Genomic DNA, 15,290 nt, shown 5'->3' with positions numbered 1-15,290 from the left:
CGTGATCGGCCGGTTACGGCAACGTGCCAAATGCGGGCGACGGGTATTCCGCCGAACGATCCTCAGGCAATAATCCGTTCGACGCTTGAAACAGCCCTGAGTAGCCTTTTGTCATCACCGCCGATGCTGGAAAGCAGCAAGCTGACAGGCATATCGTCCTCTCCACTTCCGCAGGGCATCGCCACGCCCGGCAGATTGAGCAGGTTGCCGATCATCGTGTTGCGCAGCGTTTTCAAATTGACCTTGTGAAACAGCGCCTTGTCGGCTTCCAGCGGGGCAATCCGCGGCGCAACATGGGCCACGGTCGGCATGATCAACATGCGGCCATCAAGCAGATCGGCGGTTTCGCGCTGCAACGCCGCACGACCGTTCTGCAGCGACAGGAGGTCGTGCGCCAGCATCTGTTTTCCGGGCATGATGCGGTCAACCACGCGCTCGTCGATGCGGCTCACCTGTGGGCCGTCGACAAGTTCGCGGTGAACAAGATAGGCTTCCGCCGCGGCGATCGAGCCATGGCTGGCACTGAGCGCGGTCATTTTTGCAAAGGGCGCGAACGGCCCACGCTCAATCTGCGCACCGGCGCGTGCCAGAGCCTCGACCGCGACCTCGAAGGCAGCGGCGATTTCGGGCTCGAGATCATCGAGCACGATGGTTTCGGGCACGTAGAGTCTTAGAGCGGAAACCTCCATCGGCTTCGGCGTGACGATATCACGGCCCAGCATCGCCGCGGCGATCAGAGCGCAATCTTCAACCGAGCGGCCGAGTGGGCCGACTGTATCGAGCGTTGCCGACAGCGGAAAGACGCCATCCTTGGGCACGAGCCCCTGGGAGCTCATGTAGCCGGTGATGCCATTGAACGCCGCAGGTACCCGCACAGATCCGCCGGTGTCGGTACCGATGGCGCAAGGGCTCATGCCCGATGCGACGGCCACGCCAGAGCCCGACGACGAGCCGCCGGGAACGCGCGGTTCGCCCGTGCCGCGCGGATTGACCGGCGTGCCGTGATGCGGGTTCAAACCCAAGCCCGAATAGGCGAATTCGGTCATGTTGAGCCGCCCCAGATTGACCATGCCGACGGCCGTCAGATTATGAACCACGCGGGCATCGCGCGACGCAGGCGCTGCACTTGCCATCACTGCGGAGCCGGCGGTAGTGGTTTCGCCAGCCATGTCGATGAGATCCTTCCAGGCCACGGGCACGCCATCGAGCGGTGACAGCGGCCGCCCAGCAGCCAACCGTGCATCGGCCCCACGCGCTTCAGTCATCGCCCGCTCGGCTGTTGCCTTTAGGAAGACCGGTGAGGCCTGTGCGGCGATCCGGTCAAGACAAAGCTCAGCCAGTTCCTGGGCCCCGCCTCTTCGAGCGGCAAGCGCGCGGCCGATCTCGGCTGCGGATTTTGACGAGAGATCTTCGATGCTGGACATGGCAGGCTTCCTGTGTGTGTTTGCAATCCAGATCTAGCATATCAATCGACGACAGATATGCGTCAATTTGGAGCGGTAATTTCACTCGGCCAAGGCCACTACAGCAAGGGCCGCAAGGGTGGCTGACCACCAGCTCTGGTTGGTGGTGGGTGTCGCTGTCGCACCTCAAACGGGCCGATGGACGTCATCGTGCATGTCAATCACTATGAACCTGCCATGCGCTGTCGGCGGCTTGACCGTTGGTCCCGGCAGGGTACAAACAAGGTCATCCGACCATCAACCAGAGGCCAAGCCGATGACCGCCCCCAGCTATGACAACGCCAATGTATTTGCGAAGATCCTGCGCGGCGAGATCCCTTCCGAGCGACTCTATGAAGACGCCCACACGCTGGTGATCATGGACATCATGCCGCGCGGCGAAGGCCATTGCCTGGTGATCCCGAAAGCCGCTGCCCGCAATATCTTCGATGTCGAAACTGACAGCCTGGCCAAAGTGATGGAAACCACGCAAAAGATGGCGCGAGCGGTGATGAAGGCATTTGCTGCCGATGGCGTGACCATCCAGCAGTTCAACGAGAGCGCCGGCGGCCAGGTGGTGTTTCACCTGCATGTGCATGTGATTCCGCGCTTTGAGGGCGTGGCTCTGAAGCCCCATACCGGGGCGATGGAAGACATGGCCGTGCTCAAGACCAATGCCGACAAGATCCGCGCCGCGCTCGGCTGAACAAGACGTCAGTGTTTCGGGGCCTGTTCATGAGGGCATGCCGATAACGCGGGCGATCAAACGTTGATACCCTCAGGCAACCAGCTTCTTGTGTTTGGCGAAGGGGCTGAGTCCGAGCCAGGTCTGCATGGTCGAGACGATGTCGGTCGCCCCGAGCAGTTCCACGCTGTCGCGCGCGCTTGCCAGTGTGCTCACCCCCATCCAGATCGCGGTCATGGTTCGCAGGTCGGTGGTGACGTAAAGATCGATCTCGAAGCCGGGATCGGCCCAGCACAGATCGACCTCGCCTTCAGGCTCGATCACCAGCCACCAATGACTTTTGGAGGATGGCAGATCGGAATACAGAAACTGAACTACGGTGCGGTGCGGCGGAAGTGGCGTCGGATTGAGATTGCGGCGCATGTCCCACATCAGCAGCGACGGATCGAGATTTCTGAGCGAAAGCGACGATTCCACCCATTTCTGCCCCCATTTGCCGACCGCCTCGATCACCGGCAGCAAATCCTTTCCCGCTGCGGTGAGATGGTATTCGAAAACACCCTTCTCCGTGTGGAGTGGCCGACGCTCGACCACACCTGACAGTTCTAGTTCCTTCAACCACGTCGACAGCAGCGCGGGTGACATCTTCGGCACGCCCCGGCGTAGATCGTTGAAGCGGGTGGTTCCGGCCACCAGTTCGCGCACAAGGATCAATGTCCAGCGAGTGCAGAGCACTTCCGACGCCATCGCGACCGGACAGAATTGCTTGTAGCTAGCCTGTGCCATGTTTGTCTCCAATCGCCGGCAAGCTTACGGCAGTGCTTGCCCGCGAACCAGTTCAGAAACTGTACCAGGCGCTTCAGACTTGCGACTGGAATGATGTGCGGCGGTTGCGGCAGGTTTGACCGGCAGACCCGAGAAGCTGATTTTCGCGGTCCCAAACCGAATGGAGAACATCATGAGCGTCTTTCTGATCGCCGACATCAAGGTTACCGATGATGGATGGGTGGGTGAATATGCGGCCAATGTGCACAGGCTTGTCGAAAAACACGGCGGCAAGTATCTCTCGCGCAGCGGCAATATCGAGACCTTGGAGGGGGCCGACAAGGACAGTACTCTGATTGCGCTGCTGGAATTTCCAAATCGTCAAGCTGTCGACGACTTTGCCCAAGATCCCGACTACGCGCCCTATGGCAGGGCACGGCAGGCTGGAAGTGTGAGCAATTTCCACCTGATCGACGACACCGACATCGCCGGTACGATTTCCTATTTGCCGGCCGGTTGAACACGACCTGCGTGGGGCCGACGAAACCGGTTCCGCGCGGTACTGCCTTGGTTTTGCGACATTGTCGGGTCATGAGCGGGAAACCCGAACCCATGCGAGGCCGATATGCAGACCGCCCTGATTCTCATGACCATTCTCGGCTGTGACGACACCGCCACCCAGTGCCACTATGTCGAAATGCTGGACCGACGCTGGGCCACCATCCAGACCTGCGATGCGGAAGCGGGAAACCGGCTCAAGGATTATTCCAACCTCGATTATCCGGTGGTGGTCGCCGTGTGCCAATCAGCCGACGATACCGGCCTTGCCGAACTGGCCGCTGACGAGGGTGGCGAGCCTGCCGCCGAGCCCGTCGCCGCCACAGACGGGGTTCCGGTGCCGCCGGCCGATGTGCCCGAACCGGTGATTGCCGCAACTTCGCCGGAGATCACGATGACGGAACCGGCACTAGCCGCCACGCCCGAAACCACCGAACAGGCGGTTGATGCGCCGCTTGCTGCGGCAGAACCGCATCCGGGGCTTACCGCACGGGTGTTGCAGCGGGTTCAGGACGTGCTGCCAGAAACCGCAAGCGTCAAATCATTGATCACAGAGCCGGTGCATTTCGTCACCGGAAGCTATTCCTGGGTGGCGCAGCGGTTCGACAAATAGCACCAAAATCCGCGCATCGCGGCCGCTTATCCGGACAGCAATTGCCCGCCGATCAGCACGCCGACGGCAACGACAATACCGATCCAGATCCTTTTTCCGCCAATCAGGAAGGCGGAAAAGCCGATCGCCACGGCAAACAGCCGCAGCGCCACCGACACGTTCTTGAGTTCGCCGGTGGGATACAGGATCAGTTTGGCAATGACAGCGGCAACCAGCGCGGTAGCAACGGCGCGGACCCAGACCAGCGCTGCCGATTCCTGTTTGAGACGGTTGCCAATCAACACCCCGAGCCAGCGCCAGATATCGGTGGCGATCCAGCCGGCGATGAGAATGAACAGATAGGGCCACCACCAGGCATCAAAGCTCTCGTAGGTGATCATGATCGCGCGCCCCGCTTCCACAACAGGTCAGCCAGAAATGCCAGCGTGCCGCCAACAACGCCGGCATAGAGGATGTCAAATTCGGGCGCGACCTGGTGGAACAGTGGCCCTAGCGCCAATCCGAAGATCATGGCGATGTGCCCTGCCCGCTCGCGGGTCGAGGCCCAGATCGAGGTCAGGAAATAGACCGGCGTGAGGAAGAACAACGCCCCGGCGAACATTGCCGGCAGGTTGGAGACTGTTGAATAAACCACCGCAACCAGCACGATATTGGCCGATGTGACGGTGATGCCGAAACCCGCGAAAAACGCCACACGGTACTCGCGCGGCACATTCTTGATGCGCTCCATGGTGAAGACGTAGGCCGTAATCGCGATGAAATGCGACAGCAACAGCAACAGCCAGGTCGGGGTCTTTGCCGTGCGTATCTCAGGGATCAGGGCCGCGACCATCGGCATCAGCCGTATCGACGACAATGCCACGGTGATGAAGGCGGCGGGCAGCGAAGCGCCAGCGAGAATCGAGCCAACCAGCAGCACCTTGGCCGGCAAGGCCCAGATCATGCCGGTCATGAACACGGTTTCGCCAAACGGAATGCCTGCCTCCACCGCGAAGCCGCAAAAGCCGACGAAGGCGCTCATCAGGATCAGCGCGGGAAGAGAGACGATGCCACGCGCGCCGCTCAAAAACCAATGAACGTTACGCAGCTGGGACGGATTGCTCATGCATCCCTGTTAGAGATTTTGTACCGCACCGCAACTTGTTTTTTGCCTGACGAACGGTCGAAGCGAGGGCTTGGGTGTCGCTTGGTAGCACAACGTGCCTCCGCTGGCGCAAGGCCCTGCCCCGATCCGAGGCCGCGCTGGCCGGTCAAACGCAAACACCCCGGCGCGAACCGGGGTGTCTGATTATTGGCAATGCTGTTTCAGCCTATTTCTTGCGCGGCACTTTCGGCACCGCAGAAGTCGACCGTTTCGGAGCTGGTTTTTCCGCCACTGCGGCCGCCTTGGGCGCTTCTGGCTCGGGCGACGGCTTGGGGCTGCCCTTGCCGCCTGCACCACCACGCGGTTTGGAGACGGTTTTTGCAGTTGCGGTCTTGGCTTTGGCCTTGGCCGGCGCCCGCTTCTTGGCGGGAACCTTTTCCTTCTTCGGCTTGACCGGGACTTCGGCCGGGATCGCCTCGAGGATCAGTCCGTTGCTGCCATCGGCTTTTTCGCCAACGGTGACCTTGACCGTGCCGCCATGCTTGAGCTTGCCGAACAGAAGCTCGTTGGCGAGTTCCTTCTTGATGTTCTCCTGGATCACCCGGCCCAAAGGCCGCGCACCCATGCGTTCATCATAGCCCTTCTCGGCGAGCCAGCCGATGGCATCCCCGCCCAAATCAAAGGTGACATTGCGTTCGGCCAGTTGGGCTTCAAGCTGCATGACGAATTTCTGCACCACCATGTGCACCACCTTGGCCGGCAGCGAACCGAAGGCGATGATCGAGTCGAGACGGTTGCGGAATTCCGGCGTGAACAGCCGGTTGATCGCTTCCATGTCGTCGCCTTCGCGCTTGGACGAGCCGAAACCGATGGCGGACTTGGCAGCATCTGCCGCGCCCGCATTGGTGGTCATGATCAGAATGACGTTGCGGAAATCGATCTTCTTGCCGTTGTGATCGGTGAGCGAGCCGTGATCCATGACCTGCAACAGGATGTTGAACAGGTCGGGATGGGCTTTCTCGATCTCGTCGAGAAGCAGCACACAATAGGGGTGCTGGTCGACGCCATCGGTCAGAAGGCCGCCCTGATCGAAGCCGACATAGCCCGGAGGCGCACCAATCAACCGCGAGACGGTGTGGCGTTCCATGTATTCGGACATATCGAAGCGCAACAATTCGACGCCAAGCGAGGCGGCCAACTGCTTTGCAACTTCGGTCTTGCCGACGCCGGTGGGGCCGGAGAACAGATAGGAGCCGATTGGCTTGTCGGGTTCGCGCAAGCCTGCACGCGCCAGCCGGATTGCCGCCGTCAGCGCCTCGATTGCGGCGTCCTGACCATAGACCACCGAGCGCAATTCCTTGTCGAGATTGGCGAGAACGGTCTCGTCGTCCTTCGACACGGTCTTGGCCGGAATCCGGGCCATGGTGGCGATGGTGTGTTCGATTTCGGCGTCGGTCAGCGTTTTCTTGCGGCTCTTTTCAGGCAGCAACATCTGCGCGGCACCGGTTTCGTCGATCACGTCGATCGCCTTGTCAGGCAGCTTGCGGTCGGTGATGTAGCGCGCCGAAAGCTCCACTGCAGCCTTGATCGCCTCGTCGGTATAGGCAACCTTGTGATATTCCTCGAAATAGGGTTTTAACCCCTTGAGGATCTCGATGGTATCGGGGATCGTTGGCTCGTGGACGTCGATCTTCTGGAAACGGCGGACCAGTGCCCGGTCCTTCTCGAAGAACTGACGGTATTCCTTGTAGGTGGTCGAACCGATACAGCGGATCGCGCCGGACGACAGCGCCGGCTTGAGCAGGTTGGATGCGTCCATGGCGCCGCCGGATGTGGCACCGGCGCCGATCACGGTGTGGATCTCGTCGATGAACAGCACCGCGTCAGGCAGATCCTCAAGTTCCTTGACCACCTGCTTGAGACGTTCCTCGAAATCGCCGCGGTAGCGGGTACCGGCCAACAATGTGCCCATGTCGAGCGAATAGATGACGGCATCGGCGAGCACATCGGGGACATCACCCTCGACGATGCGCTTGGCGAGGCCTTCGGCGATGGCAGTCTTGCCGACGCCGGGGTCGCCCACGTAAAGCGGGTTGTTCTTGGAACGGCGGCAGAGGATCTGGATGGTGCGGTTGACCTCCTCGGTGCGCCCGATCAACGGATCGATGCGACCGGTTTTGGCCTTCTCGTTGAGATTGACGCAATAGGCGGTCAGCGCGTCCTGGCCCTTTTTCTTGGTGCCTTCCTCGCCCTGCACTTCGGGCTTGGCGGAATCAGGTTCGGGTTCCTCGACCCCACGGACAGGACGGGCTTCGGCCGATCCCGGGCGCTTGGCAATACCGTGGGAGATGAAGTTGACCGCGTCATAACGGGTCATTTCCTGCTCCTGCAGGAAATAGGCCGCATGGCTCTCGCGCTCGGCGAAGATCGCCACCAGCACATTGGCGCCGGTGACTTCCTCACGGCCCGATGACTGGACATGGATGACGGCACGCTGAATGACGCGCTGAAAGCCGGACGTGGGTTTGGAATCCTCATCGTAACCGGTGACCAGGTTGCCAAGTTCCTTGTCGACATAATCGCCGACAGTACGGCGCAACTGGTCAAGATCGACGTTACAGGCCCCCATGACCGCGGCCGCGTCGGGATCTTCGATCAGCGCCAGCAGCAGGTGCTCGAGCGTGGCATATTCATGATGCCGCTCGTTGGCATAGGTCAGCGCCTGATGGATCGCCTTTTCGAGACTGTTTGAAAAGCTGGGCAAGTTCAGATCCTCATTTCTTTTCCATCACGCATTGCAGCGGATGATTATTCATGCGGGCAAAATCCATCACCTGTGTCACTTTGGTTTCAGCCACTTCGTAGGTGAACACTCCGCACTCGCCGACCCCGTGATTATGCACATGCAGCATGATCCGCGTGGCCTGATCGCGGTCTTTCTGGAAAAATCTCTCAAGCACATGAATCACGAACTCCATCGGGGTGTAGTCGTCATTAAGCAGCAAAACCCGGTAAAGAGACGGCTTCTTTACCTGGGGCTTGGTCCGGGTGATCACGGAGGTCCCCCTGTCGGGGCCGCCGTTTCCGGTTTTCTTGTCCGCTTGCAAGCGTGTCCGGTTCGCGCTGTCGTTCACTCTGGCCATGTCCTGTCATTTGCAACCAGCGCTTCGCTCATGCGACGCACCGTACTCTTGCCCTAACTTAATCTTTCCTGCGCCGATTTTAAGCCCCCTTGGCTTGGGAAGAAAGAGATTTCCCGCCTGAGGCTCAAACACGAAAAACCCGACCGCACTAATATGCGACCGGGTTAAATCAATCCACGTCAATTCGCGCAACCACCGTCACCGGCGGATGGCCAATCGGGATTAAGCAGTTGCCTTGGCGGCAGCGGCTTCGAAAGGCTTGTAGGCTTCCTTGGCCAGATCAGCGTAGAGCTCGCTCATCTTGGTCGCCTGGGCGACAAAGGTCTCGTAGGAATTCTTGGCGAAATCGGTCTGAATCTCGATCGCCTTGTCGAGGCTCTTGGCCGAAACCAGCTTCTCGACAGCGGCAGAGCCGTCTTCATAGGACTTCTTGGAGAATTCGGTTGCTTCGGCAGTGATCTGCTGAAAGCCCTTGGTCATTGCCGATACGGTGGTCAGCATGCTGTCCATAGCTTCTTTGTTCATATTGGATGTGCTGTCAAAATTCATCATGGCGACGGCTCCTGTCGTTCGGAAAGAATGTTTCTCCTATTTATTTATATGCACCGCACAAGAATGTCAAGAATATTGTGCAGCGCACCAATTGCAAGATGCACGGCCCTCTGCTCGCGCGTCGCCGTCTCAGAATCAAACGCACCCGCGGAAACGAACTATTCATCATAAACGGATTGGTAAGGACGAATGTCTAAGATCGGTCGCAATGACTGATCAAGGAGGGCGTCAGTCAGAAACCCATCCACCTGCCTGTTCGAGAGCGAGTTATCGTGTACCAGCGTAAATTCAAACTGATCACCCAGCTTTTCGCCCTCCCCGGCCTCGCCCTCAAGCTGGCGATCGTTGCCGGGTTGGCGACGGCTCTGGTCGTCACGCCATCCGCCGCAAATTCCAAATATGCGGGGATTGTCGTTGACGCCAAGACCGGCAAGACGCTCTATTCCAATGATGCCGACGAGCTGCGCTATCCCGCCTCGCTGACCAAGATGATGACCTTGTACATGACGTTTGAGGCGCTCGATCAGGGCAAGATCAAGCTCAATTCGCGCGTCACCTTCTCGGCCAACGCTGCCAAGGAACCGCCAACCAAGATCGGTGTCGGTGCCGGCAAGTCGATTACCGTCGAACAGGTAATCTATTCGCTGGTAACAAAATCCGCCAATGACGCGGCAACCGCGATGGGCGAGCATCTGGGCGGTTCGGAAGCCAAATTTGCGCAGATGATGACAGCCAAGGCGCACGCGCTCGGCATGAGCCGCACCACCTTTCGCAACGCCCATGGGCTTCCCAATTCGAAACAGGTGACGACCGCCCGTGATATGGCCAAGCTGGGGATTGCACTGCGCGAGCATTTTCCGAGGTATTACAAATACTTCTCGACCCGGTCGTTCAAGTTCGGCAAGGCGCGTTACGCCAACCACAATCGTTTGCTGGGCGTCGTCCGCGGCGTCGACGGCATCAAGACCGGCTACACCCGCGCATCAGGCTTCAACCTGGTAACATCGGTGGTAGACCGCGACCGCTCGATCGTCGCCGTGGTGATGGGCGGGCGCACCGGCGCTAGCCGCAACGCCCAGATGAAAGACCTGATCGCACGTTACCTGCCCAAGGCTTCGACGCGCGGCGGGGGCAACCTTATCGCCCGTGGTGCGGCGTCGGTGACCGCGGTCGCCGTGGCTGAACTCGATCTTCCCAAGGTTGGACCAGTGCCGCCGGCTCGCCACACCGCTAGCCAGCGTCTGGCATTGGCCTATGCCGAGCCGAGCGCGTCGCCGGTAATCGGTCGCGCCGCCCTGATTGAATCACTCTCTGCGCAGAAGGTGGCGATTCCCACACCTGCACCAGCCGTCATTCCACCGGCAGCCATCCCGCAGACAGCCTCTGTCGACAGCCAAGCGATCGATCCGGTAACAACCGCGTCAACCAAGGCGATGAACGGCTGGATGATCCAAATCGGCGCCACGCCGGACCGCGATGCCGCGATCGAACTGTTGACACGGGCTCAGGGCGCAGGCGGCAAGGCCTTGTCGGGCACCGAACCTTTCACCATGGCATTCGCCAAGAACAACGAACAACTGTACCGCGCCAGGTTTGGCGGATTCGACGGCCAGAGCGCCGCCACCAGAGCCTGCAAGGCATTGGAGAAAAAGGGGTTTGCCTGCTGGGCAACCGCCAACTGATACCGTAGCGCTTGTTTAGCGCTGCGGCCGGACATTCACCATCCGGGACTATCCACGTTTTTGTACTGCGTATTCGGGGAAATCAGTCATGTCGACTCAAGAGAACAGCTTTGGCCTCATTAATCCGGCCCGCAAGAAACGTGGAGCCGCCCGCATCGGGATGCATCCGCTTCATGAGGCGGCGATGCGCCTCGCGGATCTCGGCTTCGTCCGCCCCCGGAGCAAGACCAAGGATCTCGTAGGCCTCCTTCTGTGTCATGGCGCCCGGGCCTGGCGCAGCGCCCAGCCCCGCGCCTTCATCCATGTCCGGGCCGGCACGCCAGTCGGGCGTTCGGCGGTCAAGATACGCTTCGAGTAGACCCAGGCTTTCGGGGTCACCTACCAACTCACCATGCAACAGCATGAGGTCGGATTCGTCTAACGCGTCGAGTTCCTGCCCCTCAAAGCTGCCGGCAAGCACCAGGCCGTTCATCTCGCCGGTATCGAGATCGAGTTCCATCTCGAGCGCGGCTGAACGGACATAGGACTGACCGCCGGGATGACGGGTCGCTCGCGACGCCCCACGGGCGCGAGCAAACATCGCCAGCGAGAACGCAATCAGCGGAATTCCCAGACCACCGCGACCAATCAGCGTCATGGTGACGCCGAAGCCCGCAAGGGCCACCGGCAGGGCATAGCGCAAGATCCGCGCCAGCGCCGCCGGGTTGACGCTCAGCAGAGCGCCAGTCACCGCGACGAGGATCAGCGCCCCGCCGAACAAAACCGCAATTGGAGTCATTTGCCGCGCCCGCCCTGCTGGCCCTTGGCTGGCCGCATCTGCCCGAGCAGCAACCGCGCTGCCGAGCCACCTGATTTTTCGAGCGCGACCCGTCCACCGGTGGCGTACGCGGCAACCGCGCGCAACAACGCCGCCAGTTCGGAAGCTGCGTTCTGATCGAACCGGGCATAGGCGCCGTTGGTGACCCGGGCAATCTCCCGGAAACCGGTCGCGGCAGCTGGATCATTGCCCTCATGGAACATGAAGCACGGGACCTTGCGCAGTGCCAATTCGCCAGCCAGCGTGGCGAGATGATCAATGTTCTCCTCCATCGCATCACCGATATAGACCAGAGCATTGACCGGCTTGGCGCGAGCCTCGTCGGCGACATGGCGCAAAACCCGTCCGATCTGGGTCTGGCCACCGCGGCAATCGATCCGGCTCATCAGATCAGCCAGTTGCCTCGTGTCAGCAACCCAGCGCGAGGCACGACATTCGCCAAGACCGCGAAAATAGACGAGTTGGACGGAAAGGCCGCCGGTCTTGCCGACGGCATCGAACATTTCTGCTTGCAGACTGCAGGCCTTGTCCCAGGTCGGTTGCCGGCTCATCGTCGCATCGAGCGCGAAGGCCAACCGACCGGTTCCGCCAGTGCCGGGCACCATGGTCCTGGCAGCGGAAAGGAATTTGGCGATCTCGGATTTTGATGAAACCGGCGCGGTATCGGGCACGCCGGTGTTTGCCGTCGAAACCGTCTTGTCTGTTCCGGTCTTGTCTTTCGCCATGGCCTCTTGTTTCTTTGCTGTGCAGATATTGTTTTACCAATGTGGCGCTTTGCGCAACAAACACAAGGGTCTGGGAGCTTCCGGCTGGCCGCTGGGCTACAGCAGACCGAGCCCGGCAAGCTCCCGCTGCAGTTCGGGTGGCAGTTCGTCGCCGTCCGCGTCCAGCGTACCGAAATCCCTGGGCGCATCATCGGGGACGAGATAACGCCAGCCCTGGAACGGCCGACGCGGCGCCCATGCGGTCTCGTGCAGCACTGGATCAAGAATAAGGTTGCAGCGCGATATGCCCTCACCGTCAACAAACGGGCGGATGTCGAGCAGGCACTGACGGACCTGGATATTTCCCTTGATCACCCAATAGAGAGAACCGCCGTCAAGCAGCTCAGCCGCGCGCTTGGGAACCATTCGGGTGGTGTGATACTGCTCCGGCGGCTTGCCTGCCGCCTTTTGCGCGGCCAGACGCTGGCCAATCCAGATCCTGAGATCGTCAACGCTTTCAGCGCCGACACACAATTTGAGCAAATGAAGAGCCATAGCCTCATATTTCGACCCCGGCAGAGCCAGGGTCAAGCTGCAAGCGCATCAAAGCCGCGCCCGTCCACAGGCGCTGTGCTGATCTGTCTCAGCACTCGACCACATTGACCGCAAGACCGCCTGTGGAGGTCTCCTTGTAGCGCACGTTCATGTCGAGGCCAGTCTGGCGCATGGTTTCGATACAGGCATCGAGCGGCACGAAATGCTGGCCATCACCCTTCATCGCCAAGGAGGCTGCGGTAACGGCCTTGACCGCACCCAGCGCGTTGCGCTCGATGCAGGGCACCTGAACCAGCCCTCCGACCGGATCGCAGGTCATGCCGAGATGATGCTCGAGCGCGATTTCGGCTGCGTTTTCAATCTGTTCAGGCGTTCCGCCCATGACCGCGGCGAGACCGGCGGCCGACATCGCCGCTGCCGAGCCGACCTCGCCCTGGCAGCCGACTTCGGCACCGGAAATCGAGGCGTTGCTCTTGATGATGCCGCCGATGGCGGCGGCGGTCAGCAGGTAATCGCGCACCGCGGTCTGGTCGGCGCCGTCGTGAAACTGCAGCATGTAGCGAATGGTGGCGGGAATCACCCCGGCAGCGCCATTGGTGGGGGCGGTTACCACCCGGCCGCCAACCGCGTTTTCCTCGTTGACGGCCATGGCGTAGACACTGAGCCAGTCATTGGCGAGCAACGGGTTGCGACGGTTCTGGCGCCATTCCTCCTGCAACTTGTCAAACAGCACCCGCGCGCGGCGGCGCACCTTCAGCCCGCCCGGCATGATGCCCTCGCCGTTCAGACCGCGGTCGATGCAGCCGCTCATCGCTCCCCACAGCCGGTCGAGCCCGGCATCGAGCTCTTCGCGCGACATGTGGCTTTCTTCATTGGCGCGTTTCATCTGGGCGATCGACAGGCCGGAGCGCGCCGCCATTTCCAGCATCTGCTTGGCGTTGGCGAAGGGATGGGGCACGGACTTGTCGACCGCTGCCTTCTTGGCGGACTTGAGTGCTTCCAGTTCGGTATCGGTGACGACAAAACCACCGCCAACCGAATAATAGACCCGTCTGAGCAGCATCGCGCCGTCGCGATCAAAGGCATTGAAAGCCATGCCGTTGGCATGTCCGGGCAAGGGTTTTGTCTTGTCGAACACGAGATCGGTCTTGGGATCGAACTGATAGTGCGGATGGCCGGGCGGCGAGATTTCCCGTGTGCGCTCAACCTCGGCAACGATGGCGTCCATCTCGTCGGGATTGACCGTGTCCGGCAATTGCCCGGTCAGCCCCAGCACCACCGCGCGGCCGGTACCGTGGCCAATGCCGGTAAAAGCCAGCGAACCATGCAGACTGACGGCGATCGCCGACACCTGGGCGCCCGCCGGACGCGGCCAGTCGGAACCGGCGATTTCATCAAGAAACCGAACGGCCGCCGACATCGGCCCCATGGTGTGCGAACTTGAGGGACCGACACCGATCTTGAAGACATCGAAAACTGACAGAAACATCGGCTGGTAGCCTCCCCGCTGAACATTCACTCTACATGAGCACCGCGCGCTCGCGCGTCAATCACGCCGACAGCAAATGCCGTTCTGGCGACACTTTGTCCAACCGGTCAAATATTTCCTGAAGGCAAAGAAAAAGCAGCGCCGACGCCCTTGGGGTCATGCGCTGCCTTGTCTGTGCAATCTGTCGCTCAGATGCCGCCGAAAAGGTAGGCCAGTGCGAGAATTCCTGAAAATCCGATCACTGCACGGGCGGTGATGCCCCAGCAGGATTTGTGTGCGATCTCTTCCATGGTGACTCCGGTTGAGGTCTTCATTTCGGGCCGCGACATCCGTTAAGATTCGCTCAGCGCAGAGCCGGGTGTTTAACGTTTCAGTCATCTTTTCGCAACTGCAAAAAAGGCGATTCCAAGGCCAAGACTTCATAGCAGCTACCCGGTCTGCACATGGCTTGACGGCAAATCAAGGACTTGCCGGAAAACCTTGCGAATCTGTCCCGATCCGGCACACACAGTTCAACCACAAAGGTAAATGCGCAGTTAACCCGCCTATCCCCGATGGCGTCATGGCAATTGCGCGATAACCGCACCGGCAAGAACTCCCGTCACCAACTGCTCGCGATGTTCCGACAAACTGTGTTTGGGGGTATCGCCGGATATGAAGATGTCAATGATGCCGCACGCCCGTGATCCTGTGATGCGGGCAATCACGGGAAGGGAAGACTTTGACCGGCCAGCAGCTTCCGAAAGTCAGATGGGGCGTTTCGAGACAGGCACACTCCCCAGCGGTAAGAACCTGACTGCGCTTTCAAATCTCAACGGCAAGTGGTTGGGCAGGATTCAACGATTGCGTAAATCGCCAAACCTGATCCTTGATATTGATAGCTCCGAAAGCCCTGTGCCCGGAGAGCAGGAAGCATCGGCTTATAACGGCCATTTTGGTTGTCGTGGTTATCATCCGCTGTTCGTCTTCAATCAGCATGGTGACCTTGAGCATTGTGCCTTGCGTCCTGGCAACGTTCACAGTGCGCACAATTGGCAAGCGGTGCTTGATCCAGTCGTAAAGCGCTACCGTTGGTCTGGCCTGTGGCGCAATGCCCACGAGGCGATGCGGCATTCGCCATCCCTGAGTTGTTCGACTATCTGGAAGCCAATCAGTTTGGCTAGGCAATCCGCCTGAGAGCCAACAAGGTTCTGGAGCGGCG

At 60.2% G+C, this 15,290-nt stretch carries 16 protein-coding genes; 5 read left to right on the top strand and 11 right to left on the bottom strand.

All coding sequences use genetic code 11. From position 1 onward, the window contains the following. Positions 1 to 62 precede the first annotated feature (62 nt). Positions 63 to 1,424, bottom strand: coding sequence for an amidase (locus OEG84_RS02990; RefSeq protein WP_267652356.1), 1,362 nt, complete (start codon positions 1,422 to 1,424; stop codon positions 63 to 65). Positions 1,425 to 1,719: 295 nt separating this feature from the next. On the opposite strand from OEG84_RS02990, the gene OEG84_RS02985 reads away from it, so the two are divergent. Continuing rightward, positions 1,720 to 2,148: an HIT family protein gene (locus tag OEG84_RS02985; protein WP_267652355.1), complete on the top strand. Its 429-nt coding sequence runs from the start codon at positions 1,720 to 1,722 to the stop codon at positions 2,146 to 2,148. A 72-nt stretch (positions 2,149 to 2,220) separates the two neighbouring features. Here the strand turns inward: OEG84_RS02985 and OEG84_RS02980 are convergent, their stop codons facing one another. Next, entirely contained in the window at positions 2,221 to 2,913 is a 693-nt protein-coding gene (locus OEG84_RS02980; RefSeq protein ID WP_267652354.1) for a winged helix-turn-helix transcriptional regulator, read from the bottom strand. A gap of 172 nt (positions 2,914 to 3,085) precedes the next feature. On the opposite strand from OEG84_RS02980, the gene OEG84_RS02975 reads away from it, so the two are divergent. Further along, complete coding sequence (locus tag OEG84_RS02975; RefSeq protein ID WP_267652353.1) at positions 3,086 to 3,412, top strand: DUF1330 domain-containing protein; 327 nt, start codon at positions 3,086 to 3,088, stop codon at positions 3,410 to 3,412. A gap of 105 nt (positions 3,413 to 3,517) precedes the next feature. Next, positions 3,518 to 4,063: a hypothetical protein gene (locus tag OEG84_RS02970; RefSeq protein ID WP_267652352.1), complete on the top strand. Its 546-nt coding sequence runs from the start codon at positions 3,518 to 3,520 to the stop codon at positions 4,061 to 4,063. 26 nt (positions 4,064 to 4,089) lie between these two features. Here the strand turns inward: OEG84_RS02970 and OEG84_RS02965 are convergent, their stop codons facing one another. The 5 genes from OEG84_RS02965 to OEG84_RS02945 form a co-directional block, all read right to left on the bottom strand. Then, positions 4,090 to 4,443 (bottom strand): AzlD domain-containing protein, encoded by a 354-nt coding sequence (locus OEG84_RS02965; RefSeq protein WP_267652351.1) that lies wholly within the window; start codon positions 4,441 to 4,443, stop codon positions 4,090 to 4,092. After that, complete coding sequence (locus tag OEG84_RS02960; RefSeq protein ID WP_267652350.1) at positions 4,440 to 5,168, bottom strand: AzlC family ABC transporter permease; 729 nt, start codon at positions 5,166 to 5,168, stop codon at positions 4,440 to 4,442. The genes OEG84_RS02965 and OEG84_RS02960 overlap by 4 nt, the downstream gene beginning before the upstream one ends. Before the next feature lie 205 nt (positions 5,169 to 5,373). Then, the gene (gene clpA, locus OEG84_RS02955) at positions 5,374 to 7,911 is read right to left on the bottom strand and encodes an ATP-dependent Clp protease ATP-binding subunit ClpA (RefSeq protein ID WP_267652349.1); all 2,538 of its coding nucleotides are present in this window, start codon (positions 7,909 to 7,911) and stop codon (positions 5,374 to 5,376) included. 10 nt (positions 7,912 to 7,921) lie between these two features. Beyond that, positions 7,922 to 8,290 carry an ATP-dependent Clp protease adapter ClpS gene (gene clpS / locus OEG84_RS02950; RefSeq protein WP_267652348.1) on the bottom strand — a complete coding sequence of 123 codons (369 nt, stop codon included), beginning with the start codon at positions 8,288 to 8,290 and terminating at the stop codon, positions 7,922 to 7,924. Positions 8,291 to 8,512: 222 nt separating this feature from the next. Then, positions 8,513 to 8,842: a phasin family protein gene (locus OEG84_RS02945; protein WP_267652347.1), complete on the bottom strand. Its 330-nt coding sequence runs from the start codon at positions 8,840 to 8,842 to the stop codon at positions 8,513 to 8,515. Positions 8,843 to 9,135: 293 nt separating this feature from the next. On the opposite strand from OEG84_RS02945, the gene OEG84_RS02940 reads away from it, so the two are divergent. After that, on the top strand, positions 9,136 to 10,524 hold the full coding sequence (locus OEG84_RS02940; RefSeq protein ID WP_425602888.1) for a serine hydrolase: 1,389 nt from the start codon (positions 9,136 to 9,138) through the stop codon (positions 10,522 to 10,524). An 82-nt stretch (positions 10,525 to 10,606) separates the two neighbouring features. Here OEG84_RS02940 and OEG84_RS25440 read toward each other — a convergent pair whose 3' ends face one another. From OEG84_RS25440 to OEG84_RS02915, 4 genes are all read right to left on the bottom strand, one after another. Next, the gene (locus tag OEG84_RS25440; RefSeq protein ID WP_425602816.1) at positions 10,607 to 11,302 is read right to left on the bottom strand and encodes a DnaJ domain-containing protein; all 696 of its coding nucleotides are present in this window, start codon (positions 11,300 to 11,302) and stop codon (positions 10,607 to 10,609) included. Beyond that, positions 11,299 to 12,066, bottom strand: a complete 768-nt coding sequence (locus OEG84_RS02925; protein WP_267652346.1) for a VWA domain-containing protein — start codon at positions 12,064 to 12,066, stop codon at positions 11,299 to 11,301. Before OEG84_RS02925 ends, OEG84_RS25440 begins: the two co-directional genes overlap by 4 nt. Positions 12,067 to 12,162: 96 nt before the next feature. Beyond that, a complete protein-coding gene (locus OEG84_RS02920; RefSeq protein WP_267652345.1) occupies positions 12,163 to 12,600 on the bottom strand; it encodes a DUF1489 family protein in 438 nt (145 codons plus the stop codon). Positions 12,601 to 12,688: 88 nt separating this feature from the next. Beyond that, the gene (locus OEG84_RS02915; RefSeq protein ID WP_267652344.1) at positions 12,689 to 14,089 is read right to left on the bottom strand and encodes an L-serine ammonia-lyase; all 1,401 of its coding nucleotides are present in this window, start codon (positions 14,087 to 14,089) and stop codon (positions 12,689 to 12,691) included. A gap of 654 nt (positions 14,090 to 14,743) precedes the next feature. On the opposite strand from OEG84_RS02915, the gene OEG84_RS02910 reads away from it, so the two are divergent. Then, positions 14,744 to 15,265: a transposase gene (locus OEG84_RS02910; protein WP_267652343.1), complete on the top strand. Its 522-nt coding sequence runs from the start codon at positions 14,744 to 14,746 to the stop codon at positions 15,263 to 15,265. Positions 15,266 to 15,290 lie beyond the last annotated feature (25 nt).

It is taken from the genome of Hoeflea algicola, from assembly GCF_026619415.1.
Taxonomy (GTDB): domain Bacteria; phylum Pseudomonadota; class Alphaproteobacteria; order Rhizobiales; family Rhizobiaceae; genus Hoeflea; species Hoeflea algicola.
This window is presented reverse-complemented; position numbering and strand designations above follow the sequence as displayed.